Genomic DNA, 15,616 nt, shown 5'->3' with positions numbered 1-15,616 from the left:
TCGCCCGTCCCGTCCGGGCCCGCGTCCCCGACTCCCCCTCCGGAGAGGGGTTCTCTGGTCGATCCACGTTTTCTGTTCATCGTCGCCGCCTCGCTTCCGTTGCCGATTCCCGATCGGGAACATAACTTGAAACAGTATTAGGTTAGGCAATCCTTATCTACTTATGCCAGACTCGAATTATTGACTTTGCCCCCGCTCCCCCCCATTTCGTTGTTAGCAGTTCCACCTCAGGGCACCGAAGATTCATAGCCTGTCCACCCGATTGGGCGGGCTATGTTTATTTCCGTTCCCTCCGTCTGAAAGGACAGTAGAACTAGTCGCTGGCTTCGGTATGGCTTATTCCCGCCCCTGTCTGAAAATGATCCGGGGGTGATGCCTCCGAAGACAGTGACATACTCAAACAGCTCAATAGGAACCTGACCCAGCCCAGGTGGTACGAGGTCTCACAGTAATGTAGATGCCAGTACTAAGTATGTCCGACCACCCCCAGCGATGAAGCTCAAATAGTCCAACTTCTAATTCATCGCTAGGAGGAACACACCCATGGCCTATGACTTCGTCATTGGCGTGGACGTCGGCAAATACTTCCACCACGCCTGCGTCCTCGATCCCCAAGGCAGGCAAGTCCTGTCCAAACGCATCAATCAGCATGAAGGCTCGCTACGCAAGCTCTTCGGCCAATTCCTCGCCGACAACGCCTCGGTCCTTGTCATTGTCGATCAGCCCAACAACATCGGCCGATTAACCGTCGCAGTCGCCCAACACATGGGGGCAGACGATCGCTCAACAAAAATTAAAGAACGCCCTATGGCAATCGTCTTTTGCATCGATCAGATTCCACGAGCGTTCCCGGCAACTCTATGAACAAAAACGCAAAGAAGGCAAAAGACACAACGCCGCAGTCGTCGCACTCGCACGCCGACGCCTCAACGTCCTCTTCGCCATGATGCGAAACGGCGAGCACTACCGAGACATCTCTACAGCTCAGGAGGCTGCAGCAGCCTAAAGCCAACAGACCCCCATCCAAGCCGATTGCACAGCAAGCCCAACCGGCTCCTCAAGGTACCCAAAACAACATCTACGAGACGAAGCAGAAGCCGTTCACACCCCCAAACAAGCCCACCCACGGAGTTGACAACCTATATAGGAACACCCCCCTTTTCGAGACTGCCTTAGTGCTGTCTTCAACGATATCGTCCATCCAAACCTCAATTTTCGTCGACAGTTTTGCCGGTTTATATGGACGAAAATGGTGATCCGAGTGGAGCGCTCGCCATTGAGTCACTTCTCAGAGCGCTTGGGAATGAGCGCAGAAATGAAAAATGTCCGGCCCCTCCGAAGAGGAAGCCGGACTTCATGCTGTGGAGCATAGGAGAATCGAACTCCTGACCTTCTGCTTGCAAAGCAGATGCTCTACCAATTGAGCTAATGCCCCATTGTTCCGTGGTGGGCCTAGCTGGAATCGAACCAGCGACCTCATCGTTATCAGCGATGCGCTCTAACCGACTGAGCTATAGGCCCTTGTGCGGAACGAGAATTAACTCTACATACTATCCCCGGATTTACACAAATCGCCTGCTCAACAAATATTTCTTGCAACTCGAAAGAGGGGAAAGATTTGCACGGAAGAAAGAAAAATGCCGACACCCGAAGGTGCCGGCACCTTCCAGAACGAGAGAGGCGCTAGCGGTTGTCTAGGTCGACCCGCAGGCCGCCAAAGACGTCCACTATGGCGTTATAAATAACCGCCATCAGTGGTGCCAGCAACGTAAGGAGAACGGCGAAAATAACGCCGATGAGCGCGGAGGCGGAGATGACGACACCGAAGGTGACCTCGAATCCGCCGCCCACGCCGCCGACGAGGCTATTGAGCGATTCCCAGATGCCCACCTGGTTCAGGCCGATGTAGAGCAGGCATACGGCCAGCATCCAGGCAATGAGTCCGACGAGTGACAAGGCCAGACCAACGCGGAACGCGGAGGTGGGCGAGATTCGCGTAATCGTTACGTCTCGTCGTGCCATTAATTACTCCTCATCCTTGGAAGCATCGCCAGCCTTGTGCTCCTGCTGGACCTCATCCACGGTCTTTTCACCCTTGGCTACAGCCTGAGCGTCTTCCTCACCATCTTCTTCGACGTTGCGGTCGATGGCAAGCAGTTCGACGTCGTCGGCCAGGTTCACCAAGCGCACACCCATGGTCGCACGGGAGGACGGACGAATCTGGTCCACCTCGGTGCGGATGACGCCGCCGGCGGAGGTGATGGCGAAGATCTCGTCATCCTCATCGACGGAGATGGCACCGATGAGCTTGCCGCGCTTCGGGGTGTACTTGAAGGTCATAACGCCCAAGCCACCGCGGCCCTGCGGGGTGTATTCCTCAATGGCGGTGCGCTTGCCGTAGCCGCCAGAGGTGGCTACCAAAAGGAACTCGCCATCGTGGACCACGGACATGGATAGCAGCTGGTCATCGCCGCGGAAGCGCATGCCCTTCACACCGGCGGTAGCGCGGCCCATGGGGCGTAGCTGGTCGTCGTCGGCAGTAAAGCGGATAGCCTGGCCTTGCTCGGAGGTAAGTAGGATGTCATCGCCCTCGGAGACGAGCTGTGCGCCGATGAGCGCATCGCCCTCGTTGAGGTTGATGGCGATAAGGCCAGCGGAACGCGCGGACTCATAATCGGTCAGGCGGGACTTCTTCACGCGGCCCTGCTGGGTGGCGAGGACCAGGTAAGGAGCGTCCTCGTAGGACTGAATCTGGATGACCTGCGCGATCTTTTCTTCCGGCTGGAATTCCAGCAGGTTAGCCACGTGTTGGCCGCGTGCGGCGCGACCGCCCTCTGGCAGTTCATAGGCCTTGAGGCGGTAAACACGGCCGAAGTTGGTAAAGAACAAGATCCAGTCGTGCGTAGAGCAGACGAAGAAGTTCTTCACAATATCGTCCTGCTTGAGCTCAGCGCCGCGCACGCCCTTGCCGCCGCGCTTTTGTGCCTTATAGGAATCCACCTTGGTGCGCTTAGCGTAGCCGGTAGAGGTAATGGTGACCACGACGTTCTCGCGGGCGATGAGGTCCTCATCGGTGACATCGCCGGTCGCCGGAATAATTTCGGTGCGGCGTTCATCGCCATACTTATCGACGATCTCTGCCAGCTCATCGTGGACAATCTGGCGCTGGCGCTCCTCGCGGGCGAGGATATCCTTCAGGTCGGCGATTTCGCGCTCGATTTCGGCCAACTCATCGATGATCTTCTGACGCTCCAGGGCGGCCAGCTTGCGCAACTGCATGGCCAGGATGGCATCGGCCTGGATATCGTCGACGTCGAGAAGCTCCTTCAAGCCTTCACGCGCCTCGTCCACGGTGGGCGAACGACGAATAAGGGCGATGACCTCATCCAGCATATCCAGGGCCTTGACCAAACCGCGCAAGATGTGGGCGCGCTTCTCGGCCTCGTTCAAGCGGTACTGGGTACGGCGAACGATGACCTCGATCTGGTGCTCCACGTAGTAGCGCAGCATCTGATCCAGGCGGAGGGTGCGCGGCACGCCGTCAACAATGGAGAGCATGTTGGCACCGAAGGAGGTCTGCAGCTGGGAGTGCTTGTAGAGGTTATTGAGCACCACACGCGCCACAGCGTCGCGCTTAAGGGTGACCACGATGCGCATGCCCACGCGGTCGGAGGACTCATCCTCAATCTTGGAGATGCCCGCGATCTTGCCGCTGGCCACGGACTCCGCGATATTAGAGATGAGGTTATCCGGGTTGACCTGGAACGGCAGCTCCGTAATGACGATGGTCTGACGGGATCCAGACTCCTCGATGGAGGTCACGCCGCGCATGCGGATGGAGCCGCGGCCGGTGGTATAGGCATCCTTGATGCCCTGATCGCCCACAATGAGGCCAGCGGTGGGGAAATCCGGGCCCTTGACGCGTTCCATGCAGGCTTCCAGCGCAGCCTCTTCATCGGCGTCTGGGTTATCCAGCATCCAGTAGATGGCCTCGGCCAGCTCGTTGAGGTTATGCGGCGGAATATTGGTGGCCATACCCACGGCAATGCCGCCAGAACCGTTCATGAGTAGGTTCGGAACGCGGGACGGCAGGACGTCTGGCTCGCTGGTCTTGCCATCGTAGTTGGGCGAGAAGTCCACGGTGTTCTCGCGGATATCGCGCACCATCTCCATGGCCAGCGGGGTGAGCTTGCACTCCGTATAACGCATTGCTGCCGGGCCATCGTTACCGCGGGAGCCGAAGTTACCCTGGCCATCCACCAGCGGATAGCGCATGTTCCAGGACTGGGCCAGACGCACCAAGGTGTCATAAATAGCGGAGTCACCGTGCGGGTGGAACTGACCCATGGTGTCCGAGACCGGACGGGCGGACTTTACGTAGCCGCGCTCCGGGCGGTAACCGGAATCGAACATCGCGTAGAGGATGCGGCGGTGCACCGGCTTCAGGCCATCGCGCACCTCCGGCAGGGCACGGCCGACGATGACGGACATGGCGTAGTCGATGTAGCTCGACTCCATCTCCTCATTAATGTCAATGGGAAATATGCGATCAAAAAGATCGTCGTTATTGTCACTCATAACGCCAAATTCTACCCTCTAGCGCCTTTCAGAACTCGAATTGCCGCACGGATGGTATCACCGTGGTATCACTGAGGCATGGCAATGACATTGCGACTTACGGACGAGCAGGATCACGCGCTCACGCTACTGGCTTCCGCGCAGGGCACCTCCAAGCACGAGGCAGTGGTGCGCGCCGTTGTTGCGGCCGCCGCCCGCACGCTTGCCGACGCCCACGTGCAATCCACCGCCCGCGCCCTCCTCCCCGGCCGCGCTGAGCTGGAGGCGGAAATCCGCCGCACCCGGCCCACACAGTCCTAGGCGATTATGAGCACTGAACAGCTCTACCTCTTGGCTCGCGAATTTTGCGCTCGTTTTAACGTCCGCATCATCAACTTCGCCGCCCTGGCGGCCGCGGCGGCTGCCAGCACCGCCAAGGTGGAAGGAATAGCCATTCATGACAACCACCGCGATGCCGCCCGCGCCATGGCGGAGGTATTAGCCCGCGTGCCAGCGCTTAACGGGTATAACGCAGAGTTCGCAAAGTACAGCGCGCGCGTCTACCTTAGTGTTAAAGAAGTTACCTAAGTTACTGGGGATAGTGACCCAAGAAAGGAACTACCACCATGTCCCGCTGCAAGAAGATTGCCGCCTCAGGCCTGACCGCCGTGGCGCTAGCTGCCACCGCCGTAACTGCTCCTACCGCTACCGCCGCTGATGCCGATTCCTGGAAAGAAACGGTAAATCCGGACTTTCAGCCGGGCGAGGCCGGTGGCTCCTCTACCGGTTCTTCCCAGCTGGACCTCGCCCTGATTATCACCGCAGCGGCCGCCGGTGTCACCGCGCTGGCCAGCGCCGTGGCCCTGTACTCCCCTAACGTCGATCTGGAGAAAGCTGCCCGCGATGCCGGCTTGGGCCAGATCGCCGATCAGATTGCTGCCATTCAGGCCAACCTCCCTGGCCTGCCGGGCCAGCCCGCCTAACTCGCGTAAGGTGGTGCAGCATGGCACATCTTTCTGAACTTATGTCAGGTCCGCAGCGCACTGCGGTGATTAACGATTGCGGCGAGCTGGTTGAGGGGGTCGTCGCCAAGCAATCGGGCATTACCGGCATGGCGCTCAAGGGCGCCGTCGCCGCCGCGAAGAAGGTAGACTCCGCCATCATCACCAAGGCGCTAGGCCGCGTGTTGCCGGATATCCTCGACGCTTTAGATCCGCACTGGCAAGAGTTTGCACGCAGCTCCGAGCAGGATTTCGGTTCCTTCCTCGAGCCCCGCAGCACCCAGGTGAGCGATTCCATCATGTCGGTGGCCGATAAGCACGCCGAGCAGATTAACTCCCCCGCGCTGTCTAAGCCTTATAACTCCTTGCGCGGTAAGGCCTCGAAGTTCCTCACCCCTGCGGTACCGGATTTCGGCCGCGTGCTGCAAAAACACATGTAGTTTCCGCGCGGTTGAACCTAGAACAAACCGCAGAGTATAAGTGTGGAAGTGACTACTTCCGCAGCTAACCAAACCGAGTACCCCGCCGGCCAAGATCCCGCCCGCTGGCGGGTACTTATCGTTTTGCTCACGGCGCTGTTCATGTCCCTGCTGAGCGTGTCCATCGTGAACGTAGCCCTGCCCTCGATTCAATCGGGCCTGGGAGCCTCTGAGTCTGATGTGCAATGGGTGCTCTCCGGCTATGCGCTCACCTTTGGCGTCATCCTTGTGGCGGCCGGCCGCGCTGGAGATCTCGTCGGCCGCGGCGGAATCTTTTTGGCGGGCATTGCTATCTATTCCCTCAGCGCCGCCGTCGCCGGCTTTGCCCCCAACGCGGAGGCACTCAACGCCGCCCGTTTTATCCAAGGCCTAGGCGCTGGTCTGCTCAATCCGCAGGGCGTGGGAATGATCCAGCAGTACTTCCGCGGTCCGGAACGCGCCCGCGCCTTCGGCTACTTTGGCTCCACGGTGGGCATCGCCGTGGCTATCGGACCGGTACTGGGCGGCCTGCTCATTCGCCTCGGCGGCGCGGACCTAGGTTGGCGACTGACCATGCTGGTCAATTTCCCCGTCGGCCTTATTGCCATCATCTTAGGATTGCTGTGGTTTCCCCGGCCGCTGTTCTCTCGCGTACGCGATGACGCCGGCAATAAATTGGGCATCTTCAAGGCCCTAGCCACCCTGGATCCCATCGGCGCGCTGATCCTCGGCGCTGCCGTATGGGCCATCCTCTTCCCCTTCATGGAATCGTCCGCTTCCCCGGCGGTGTGGTGGCTCCTATTGTTGGGCGCCGTCCTCCTTGTGGGATGGGTGCTATGGGAGCGCCGCCACAAGGCCACCGGCCATCCGCCGATGGTGGATCTCACTATCTTCGCCACCCCGAGTTTTCGCAATGGCACCATCATCGCCACCTTGTGGTTTATGGGTATTACCAGCATTTGGGTGCTCGTGGCACTCTACTTCCAAAGCGGACTCGGACACTCCGCCTTGGCTGCCGGATCCGTAGGCATTCCGGCTGCCTTGTTGAGCTCCATTTCTGCCACACTGGCCGGTCGATCCGTATCCGTCCACGGCCGCAAAGTCGTGGTGCTGGGCATGCTCGTGACCATCTCCGGCCTCATTGCCACCATTGCGCTTATCTGGGCCACCGAGCAATGGGGAGCCAGCGAATGGTGGATGGTCCTTTCGCTGGCCCTTGTTGGCGGCGGCCAAGGCTCGGTCATCTCCCCCAACCAAACGCTCACCTTGGCGCATGTTCCACAGGCCTACGCCGGATCGTCCGGCGCCGTCCTCCAGACCGGCCAGCGCATCGGTACGGCCATTGGGCTTGCCATTATTACGGCCATCGTTTTTGCCACCTTGCACGGCACAAGCGCGGACTGGCCGCTGTCCATCATTGCCGGCTTCGGCGTCATCCTCGCCATGTGCCTTGCTTCCCTAGGATTCGCCGTAGCGGATCAGCACAGATCCCAGGCCTAGGCCCAGCGCTTTCCGACGCCACAATTAAAGCCCACCGCGGTAAATTCCACGGTGGGCTTCATACTGCGCTCTAGATATCCAGGAAGCGGACGTCCTTTGCGCGGCGGGTAATGAAAGAGCGGCGGGCCGAGACATCGTCACCCATGAGGATGGAGAAGAGCTCATCGGCGCGCTGCGCGTCTTCCAGGTCCACGCGGCGCAGGATGCGGGTGCTCGGGTCGAGCGTGGTCTCCCACAGCTCGGAGGCGTTCATCTCGCCCAAGCCCTTGTAGCGCTGGATGCCGTCATCTTTGTTGATCTTACGGTTTTGCTCCAAGCCCTCGGCCAGCAGCTTATCGCGCTCGGCGTCGGAAAAAGCATAGCCCGGAGTACCCTTAGACCACTTGAGCTTGTACAGCGGCGGGTTAGCCAGGAACACGTGGCCGTCCTCAACCAGCTGCGGCATAAAGCGGAAGAGCAGGGTCAGAAGCAGCGTGGCAATGTGCTGGCCGTCAACGTCGGCATCGGCCATGAGCACGATCTTGTCGTAGCGCAGCTTCTTGATATCGAATTCCTCGTGGATGCCGGTACCCAGCGCGGTAATAATCGCCTGAACCTCGGCATTCTTGAGGACCTTATCCATACGGGCCTTCTCCACGTTCAGGATCTTGCCGCGCAGCGGCAGGATGGCCTGGAACATGGAATCGCGGCCGCCCTTAGCGGAGCCACCTGCAGAGTCACCCTCCACGATGTAGAGCTCGGAAATCTTCGGATCCTTCGAACGGCAATCCGCGAGCTTGCCCGGCAGGCCACCGAGGTCGGTGGCGGACTTGCGGCGCACCATCTCGCGAGCCTTGCGGGCAGCCATGCGGGCATGCGCGGAGGACACAGCCTTATTGATAATGGCCTTGGCCTCTGCCGGGTTGGCATCGAACCAGTCATTGACGTGCTCGTTGACCGCGCGCTGGACAAAGCCCTTGATCTCGGAATTGCCCAGCTTGGTCTTGGTTTGACCCTCGAACTGCGGATCGCCCACCTTGACGGAAATGACGGCCGCCAAGCCCTCGCGGCAGTCATCGCCGGAGAGGTTACCGTCCTTTTCCTTGAGGAGCTTATGCTCCTTGGCGTAGCGGTTCATCAGGGAGGTTAGGGCCGCACGGAAACCCTCTTCGTGCGTGCCGCCCTCGTGGGTGTTGATGGTATTGGCAAAGGTGTGAACGGACTGCTTATAGCCCTGGTTCCACTGCAGCGCTACCTCTACCTCGTGGTCCTCGCCCTTCGCATCGAAGGAAACGATGGTCGGGTGGATCGCGGTCTTGGACTTATTGAGGTACTTGACGTAGTCGGTCAAGCCATCTGGGTAGTGGAAGGTTACCTTCTTGCGGCGCTTCTTCTCTGCCGCAGCGTCCTTCGCCTCGCCGGATTCTTCGTTGAAGGTATCGCCGGCGTCCGGGGCATCATCGAAGGAGGTTTCATCCGCGCTGGTCTCGCCGGATTCTGCATCGGCGATTTCCTCCAGCTCGATCTGTTCTTCGGTGACGCGCTCGTCAATGAGCTCAATGCTCAGGCCCTTGTTCAGGAAGGCCATTTCCTGCAGGCGGCGGGCGATGGTGTCGTAATCGTACTCGGTGGTTTCAAAAACTTCCGGGTCCGCCCAGAAACGAATCTTGGTGCCCGTGCCGCGGGCATTGCCACCCTCAACGAGCTCGTCTGGGATGGCGTTCTGGAAGTTTTGGTACCAGTGCTTGCCGTCGCGCTTAATCTCCGCCTCCACGCGGGTAGACAGCGCGTTCACCACGGAAATGCCGACGCCGTGCAGGCCGCCGGAAACGGCATAGGAGTCGGAGTCGAACTTACCGCCGGCGTGCAGCTGGGTCATGACCACCTGGACGGTAGGTGCGCCAGAGGCGTGCATTTCTACCGGGATGCCACGGCCATTATCGATGACCTCGACGCCGCCATCTTCCAGCAGCTTGACGGTAACCTTGTCGGCGTAGCCGGCCATGGCCTCATCGACGGAGTTATCAACGATCTCCCAAATGAGGTGGTGCAGGCCGCGCGAACCGGTCGAACCAATGTACATGCCGGGGCGCTTACGGACGGCCTCGAGGCCCTCCAGGATCGTAATTGACCCGGCATCATATGCGTGTTCTTCAGCCACGGATTCGTGCTCTCCTTTTGGCTATAGCTAATTCTAAGACCTTGACTATTCTACACGGATACCCCCTACTGAAAGACACCCCACACCCGTGAGAGATAGGAATCTGGCGCGCTCTGAGGTTCTTTACATTGTGCAGGTCTGAGTAAACCTCAGCCTATTAGCCGTAGGTATCTTGTGATCCTTGCGGTTTGACCCACTGCCGCCCCTCGTAATTGCGCCTTTGCTTCGGCCCGTGAATCCGCAGTTCCACAATGACATCGGGGCCCAGGCGGTCAGAGATTTTCCGCAGGATTTGCCGCTGCAGGTAGCGCAGCTCCGTTGCCCACGTGGAGTTATCGCAGGATACGTAGACAATCTTGTCCTTAATCCGCTGCGGCTGCGTATGCGCGGCGATGCGCTCGCCCACCAGATGCTCCCAATTGCCCATCACCCAGCCATTGGCCAGGTCATGCTCCCACCCACGGTTGACTACCTCGCGGTTAATTTGGGATCCCAGGCTCGGCACGGTCAAGGTGCGCCGCTTCTTCCTGCCATCCGGGCCAGTGGGTATGCCCCGTTGATAGCCCATATACCCCTGCTTTTGCGCCTTCTCCAGCGAAGGCACCGGCATCTTCGGCACCGGACGGGTCAGCTTCGGCGGGTTTTTGGAGGTGGACCGAACCAGCTTGAAATACTGGGTGACGGGATCGATGCGCTGCTTGCCGACGCCCCCTTGATCCTCACTCATTCCCCTCACCTTCCTCGGCGCTGAGCTTGGAAATGCGGCCGGTCTCGGTGTCTTCTACGCTCACGCGGTAGCGCACGATGGGTTCCAAGTTTCCGGGCAGATCCTCATCCACGGCCGCCGTAATGAGCACCTGTTCGGCCTCGGCGGCCAAGTGGACCAGCTGCTTGCGGCGCTTGGCATCGAGCTCGGCAAAGACATCATCCAAGATGAGCACCGGATCGGATCCTCCCTCCTGGCGCAGGAGGTTGAATTCCGCCAGGCGCAGCGCGATGGCGTAGGACCACGTCTCGCCGTGGCTGGCAAAGCCCTTGGCCGGCTGATCACCCAGGTTGAGCACCAGATCATCGCGGTGAGGGCCCACCAGGGAAATGCCGCGTTCGATCTCGCGCTGCCGGGCGGCAGCCAACTCGGTGAGCAGCACGGCCTCTAGCACCTCGCGATCGGAGGTATCGATCGTGGACTTATACTCCACGTGCGCCGGCCGCGATTCTGGCGCCAGGCCGGAATAGGCGGCGGGGATGTGGTCCAAGAGGGCGTCGACAAGCGCAAGGCGCGCAGCAATCACCTGGGCGCCGAGCCGGGCAAGCTGCGCATCCCAGGTATCCAAGGTGGCCAATGCAGCGGCGCCATCGCTATCGGAATAGCCGCGGCGCAGGCTGCCGGAGGCCGATTTCAGCAGGGCATTGCGTTGCTTGAGCACCTTGTCGTAGTCGGCCTTCACGCCCGCTAGGCGCGGAGTCCGCGAGGCAATGATGCTATCGAGGTAGGCGCGGCGCCCGGCCGGCTCCCCGCGCACCAGGGCCAAGTCCTCCGGGGAAAAGAGCACAGTTTTTACCACACCCAGCAACTCACGAGGGCTGCGCAGGCGGGTGCGATTAATCTGTGCTTGGTTGGCCGCGTGGGGCTTAATCAGCAAATGGGTAGTAAGCTCGCGGCCTTGGTTCACCGCGGTAATGGATACCCGCGCGCTGTCCGCGCCTTGGCGCACCAGCGGTGCATCGTGGGAAACGCGGTGGGAAGAAAGGTGGGCGGTATAGCCAATGGCCTCAACGATATTGGTCTTGCCAAAGCCATTGCGCCCGACAAAAAGGGTGATCCCCGGCCCTAGCTGCACATTAAGTTCGGGCCACGAGCGAAAATCCCGAACATCGAGATCCCTGACGTACATTAGCCCGGCAGGCGAACCGGCATGAGCAAGTAGGTGAAGTTGGTCTCCGGCGTGGGGAAGTTGCCATCTTCATCGGCCTCAGGCAGCTCTTCCGGTTCTGGGATCATGATGGCGGGGCGGGAAGGCTCGGTAAAGCCGAAGACCACGCGGTCGGTATTGATGACGCCCAAGCCATCCTTGAGGTAGCCCGGATTGAAGGCGATGAGGAATTCATCGCGGCCATGGAATGCACACGGCAGGGTCTCGGTGGCGTTACCAGCATCCGCACCGGCGGAAAGGGTTACCTGGCCATCGGCGAATTCCATCCGGATCTGCGCGTTGCGATCCGTCAGCAAAGACACGCGGCGAATTGCTTCCTGGAGCGGGGCGACCTCAATGGAGGCAATATTGGTGTGGCTCTTCGGCAACAGGGGCTGCACATTAGGGAAGTCCGCATCCAGCATGCGCGTGGTGGTCTCGCGATTATCCGCGTGCAGGCCAAAGAGGCCATCGGCACCAATATTGTCATCGGTGCCCACAGCGATTTCCACTGGGATATTCAGGTGCGGATCCAAGGAACGACCGGTTTCCTGCAGGGTCTTCGCAGGCACCAAGAGTTTCGCTTCTACATCCGGCGACTTCGGCTCCCATTCCAAGGTGCGCATGGCCAGGCGGAAGCGGTCCGTTGCCGTCATCTCAATGTCCTTGCCACGGATATCCATGTGCACACCGGTGAGCATGGGCAGGGTGTCATCCTTGCCGGCCGCGGCGGCGACCTGGTGGATGGCCTCGACGAATAGCTGCGGCTGGATGGTGCCGGTAACCTCCGGTAGGACCGGAAGCTGCGGGTAATCATCCAGAGGGATCAGTGGCAGTTCAAAGCGGGAAGAACCACAGGTAACCAGGGCCTTGGAATCTACCTGGGAGATCTCCACTTCCTTGTTGGGAAGGGAAGCGACGATGTCAGAGAGGAGCTTGCCGGCTACCGCGATCTGTCCGGGTTCATCCACCATGCCGGCGATACGGACGCGGGTGGATACCTCGTAATCGAAGCCAGTGAACTCAAGACCATTGTCATCCGCGGTGATCAGCATCGCGCGGAGCACGGGCTGGGTGACCTTGGACGGCAGGCTGCGAGCAACCCACGCTACGGCGTTGGCAAGGTCATCTTTGGCAACGCGAAATGACACGGCTTCATCCATGGTGCGAAGAGCTCCTCTGGGGCAAGTAGGAAATTTGTTACTTACAAAAGACTGGCTTCCAACTTACCGCATCGGGCGGGGTGCGCCACAACGTGTAATTCCATCTCTGCCCGTTCGATCCGCGCCTGGCCGGAGGCAGGCCGGGCCGAACTCCACACACCCTCTTTCTTCTATACAGATCAGAGAAATAATTTAGTAGTAGTAATAAGCGCTGTGGGATCTGTGGGTAACCAGGTAAATGACAAGTTCAGGACATAGATCTGGGGTGTGCCAATTCTTGTGATCTTGCTGTGATCAATCGGGGCGAAATGTGGACAACTAACGGGATCACCGTTTTATCCACAGGTTTTGTCATTTGATCACCGATCTACACACAGCACTGATCACAGGGTGGTTCTCCCAGCATAGGGCCTGTGGAATTTAAAACTGTGAGTAAGATCTACGAATTACAAAGATGAAATTACACAAGTGTGAATAACGCTGTGGATAACTCTTTTCGCAGTTAAGAGAGTACTTTTCGCGAACCTTCTGGGTTCTTTGTGGAATTACACGAAGGTGTAGGCGGCTGTGTGGACGGTTTGAACCAGGTTTCGGCGTCTCAGTCAAGAATCTCTGATCTGGTAGTTCTGGTCTCACCTTTAAGTAGTGCGAGCAGAATCCTCGAAGTGACAAGGGGCAGACAAAAGCGCCCTCCTTTATATAAGGAAGGCGCTTAAGGAAGGAGCTGTAGAAAAGGTGACGAGATCTAGGCGCGACCGCGATTCTTGATGCGCTGGGTAAGCGCCTGGATCTCGTCGTAGGTATTGCGCTTTTCAGTCATCTCTTTGCGGATCTTGCGATCCGCGTAAATGACGGTGGTGTGGTCTTTGCCGCCGAACTGTTCACCGATCTTGGGAAGGGATAGCTCCGTGAGCTCGCGGCACAGATACATAGCCAACTGGCGTGCATGCGCCACCGCACGCTTTTTGCCAGCGCCGCGCAGAGTCTCTACATCAATATCGAAGAATTCTGCCGTGACCTCCATGATCGAGGTAGCGGTGATTTGCCTATCGGCGGAATCTGGGGCCAAATCGCGCAACGCGATTTCTGCCATCTCCACGTTGATTGGCTCATTCACCAAGGAAGAATAGGCCGAAACGCGGATCAGTGCGCCTTCGAGCTCACGAATAGATGACTCAAAACGAGAGGCAATGAGCTCAAGCACGGAGCGATCCACTTCGGTGCCGTCATTGGCCGCCTTCTTCATCAAAATCGCGATACGCGTTTCTAGATCTGGCGGCTGAATATCGGTGATAAGACCGCCTTCAAAGCGGGTGCGGAGGCGATCTTCCAGCGTGGTTAGTTGCTTCGGTGGGCGGTCCGAAGACAAAATGATCTGCTTATTGGCTTGGTGCAGCGCATTGAAAGTATGGAAGAACTCTTCCTGGGTGGATTCTTTGCCTTCCAAGAATTGGATGTCATCGACCATCAAAATGTCGAGATTGCGGTAGCGCCGCTTGAATGATTCCTGACGGTCATCGCGCAGGGAATTAATATAGTCATTCGTGAATTCTTCCGAAGACACATACTTCACGCGCAGACCCGGATGCAGTACCTGGGCGTAATTGCCGGCGGCATGCAAAAGGTGCGTTTTACCCAGGCCAGAGCCACCCCAGATAAATAGTGGGTTGTACGCACGGGCGGGATTCTCGGCCACAGCCACGGCGGCACCATTGGCAAAACGATTCGAAGAACCGATGACGAAGCTATCGAAAGTGTGCTTCGGATTGAGGGAAGTTTCACGGTTGGGATCGTGCGCAGGGGCCTCGCGCGGGATGCGGGCAGAATTGGTGGCAGCACCGGAGAAATTTCCCGCGGATTCTGCCTGCTGTTGGTTATAGTGCTGGGCCAGCTCATCCAGGCTTGCAGGGGCGTGACTCGACTGCCAATTGTTCTGGGAAGGGGCCTGCTGTGCAGCGGCATCCGTTTGCTGTGGGCGCGGAATGTAGTTCTGGGTAGATTCCGTGTTCTGCGGCGGTTGCTGTTGTTGAGGGGGTGTTGGCTGTGGTGCAGGGTCCGCGGCCGGCGGCTGTGGCTCTTGCGGGGTGGCAAGGGTAACCGCAAAGGAACACGGTCGGCCTAGGTGGCGGGTTAATGCCTTGGCAATGTGCTCGCCCAACTCATTTTCGACCACATTTTTGGCATCCAGGTTTTCGGCGGCAACGAGGGTGTAGCCCTCAACCATCATGATGGGGCGAACCAGTTGGAGGTAAAGGCGCTGTGAGTGCGAAAAACTGGGGACCTCGGAATTGGGTTGCTCGGATTGTGCGAGCAGGTCATCAACGACCGCGCGCCAAACGGCATGCAGGTTCGCTTGTGGGTCAGTCACAACAGGCTACCTTTGTGGAATTTAGTCGGGGACGGGTGGACATTGAATAACAATTTTCACTGCGGATTCCACCGTGGTTTTCACATCGGTTTTTATCGAGTCACCTCGATCTCCACAGAGTTATCCACAGGTGTGGATTAAATAGTTATTCACAGCTTAGTTCATGACTGTGGATAACTCTTCATTGGTCAGTTTATGGCCCTATGCTGCGGAAACTGCACAAGTCTCAAGCGTTGATTTAGAGTTATCCACATGACCGGTTGGGCTGTGGAATTTGATTCTTCTGTTCTACCGCCGAAACGGCGGGTGTGTCTAGCGAGAAAAATTCACCACCCGGGTGTGGGTTGGGGTGGGTCTTACTGTGTGACGGATTAGGTGCAGTAAGAGCACAGAATCTGGCCCTCTAGCTGCAGGAAAAAACATTTATGTAATTTCGGGTGTACCCGGGTGTCGATTTGTTCCCAGCGGCAGAAATCACGTAATCTGGCATGGTCTATTGCAACAAAGAGTTGCGCG

At 58.5% G+C, this 15,616-nt stretch carries 12 protein-coding genes, 2 tRNA genes and 2 pseudogenes; 7 read left to right on the top strand and 9 right to left on the bottom strand.

What is annotated here, in order from left to right; genetic code table 11:
• Positions 1–543: 543 nt before the first annotated feature.
• Positions 544–771 (top strand): annotated as a pseudogene (locus MHK09_RS11875) (IS110 family transposase); the annotation flags it as partial.
• Positions 772–787: 16 nt separating this feature from the next.
• Positions 788–1,006 (top strand): annotated as a pseudogene (locus MHK09_RS11870) (IS110 family transposase); the annotation flags it as partial.
• A gap of 356 nt (positions 1,007–1,362) precedes the next feature.
• On the opposite strand, the gene MHK09_RS04975 reads toward MHK09_RS11870, so the two are convergent.
• The 4 genes from MHK09_RS04975 to gyrA form a co-directional block, all read right to left on the bottom strand.
• Positions 1,363–1,435, bottom strand: a tRNA-Ala gene (locus MHK09_RS04975).
• Positions 1,436–1,444: 9 nt separating this feature from the next.
• Positions 1,445–1,521: transfer RNA gene (locus MHK09_RS04970), tRNA-Ile, on the bottom strand.
• Between the two features lie 162 nt (positions 1,522–1,683).
• Positions 1,684–2,022, bottom strand: a complete 339-nt coding sequence (locus MHK09_RS04965; RefSeq protein ID WP_034667939.1) for a DUF3566 domain-containing protein — start codon at positions 2,020–2,022, stop codon at positions 1,684–1,686.
• A 3-nt stretch (positions 2,023–2,025) separates the two neighbouring features.
• Entirely contained in the window at positions 2,026–4,578 is a 2,553-nt protein-coding gene (gene gyrA, locus MHK09_RS04960) for a DNA gyrase subunit A (protein ID WP_005326873.1), read from the bottom strand.
• 78 nt (positions 4,579–4,656) lie between these two features.
• On the opposite strand from gyrA, the gene MHK09_RS04955 reads away from it, so the two are divergent.
• The 5 genes from MHK09_RS04955 to MHK09_RS04935 are packed head-to-tail and all read left to right on the top strand — an operon-like array spanning position 4,657 to position 7,516.
• Positions 4,657–4,878 (top strand): CopG family transcriptional regulator, encoded by a 222-nt coding sequence (locus MHK09_RS04955; RefSeq protein WP_250412855.1) that lies wholly within the window; start codon positions 4,657–4,659, stop codon positions 4,876–4,878.
• A 6-nt stretch (positions 4,879–4,884) separates the two neighbouring features.
• A complete protein-coding gene (locus tag MHK09_RS04950) occupies positions 4,885–5,145 on the top strand; it encodes a cell filamentation protein Fic (RefSeq protein WP_250412853.1) in 261 nt (86 codons plus the stop codon).
• A gap of 38 nt (positions 5,146–5,183) precedes the next feature.
• Complete coding sequence (locus MHK09_RS04945) at positions 5,184–5,540, top strand: hypothetical protein (RefSeq protein ID WP_250412851.1); 357 nt, start codon at positions 5,184–5,186, stop codon at positions 5,538–5,540.
• Positions 5,541–5,560: 20 nt separating this feature from the next.
• A complete protein-coding gene (locus tag MHK09_RS04940; protein ID WP_005326876.1) occupies positions 5,561–5,998 on the top strand; it encodes a DUF6918 family protein in 438 nt (145 codons plus the stop codon).
• Between the two features lie 42 nt (positions 5,999–6,040).
• Positions 6,041–7,516 carry an MFS transporter gene (locus tag MHK09_RS04935; RefSeq protein WP_250412850.1) on the top strand — a complete coding sequence of 492 codons (1,476 nt, stop codon included), beginning with the start codon at positions 6,041–6,043 and terminating at the stop codon, positions 7,514–7,516.
• 70 nt (positions 7,517–7,586) lie between these two features.
• Here MHK09_RS04935 and gyrB read toward each other — a convergent pair whose 3' ends face one another.
• The 5 genes from gyrB to dnaA all read right to left on the bottom strand — a co-directional run bounded on the left by gyrB (position 7,587) and on the right by dnaA (position 15,100).
• On the bottom strand, positions 7,587–9,656 hold the full coding sequence (gene gyrB, locus MHK09_RS04930; RefSeq protein ID WP_250412849.1) for a DNA topoisomerase (ATP-hydrolyzing) subunit B: 2,070 nt from the start codon (positions 9,654–9,656) through the stop codon (positions 7,587–7,589).
• A gap of 157 nt (positions 9,657–9,813) precedes the next feature.
• Positions 9,814–10,383 (bottom strand): DciA family protein, encoded by a 570-nt coding sequence (locus MHK09_RS04925; protein ID WP_005325990.1) that lies wholly within the window; start codon positions 10,381–10,383, stop codon positions 9,814–9,816.
• On the bottom strand, positions 10,376–11,551 hold the full coding sequence (gene recF / locus MHK09_RS04920) for a DNA replication/repair protein RecF (RefSeq protein ID WP_005325992.1): 1,176 nt from the start codon (positions 11,549–11,551) through the stop codon (positions 10,376–10,378). Before recF ends, MHK09_RS04925 begins: the two co-directional genes overlap by 8 nt.
• The gene (gene dnaN, locus MHK09_RS04915; RefSeq protein ID WP_179387173.1) at positions 11,551–12,732 is read right to left on the bottom strand and encodes a DNA polymerase III subunit beta; all 1,182 of its coding nucleotides are present in this window, start codon (positions 12,730–12,732) and stop codon (positions 11,551–11,553) included. Before dnaN ends, recF begins: the two co-directional genes overlap by 1 nt.
• Before the next feature lie 745 nt (positions 12,733–13,477).
• The gene (gene dnaA / locus MHK09_RS04910) at positions 13,478–15,100 is read right to left on the bottom strand and encodes a chromosomal replication initiator protein DnaA (protein WP_150850218.1); all 1,623 of its coding nucleotides are present in this window, start codon (positions 15,098–15,100) and stop codon (positions 13,478–13,480) included.
• Positions 15,101–15,616 lie beyond the last annotated feature (516 nt).

This window comes from Corynebacterium tuberculostearicum (genome assembly GCF_022347235.1).
In the GTDB taxonomy this organism is placed as follows: Bacteria; Actinomycetota; Actinomycetes; order Mycobacteriales; family Mycobacteriaceae; genus Corynebacterium; species Corynebacterium tuberculostearicum_F.
Note: the sequence above shows the minus strand (reverse complement) of the source record. Positions and strands in the feature narration are given on the sequence as shown.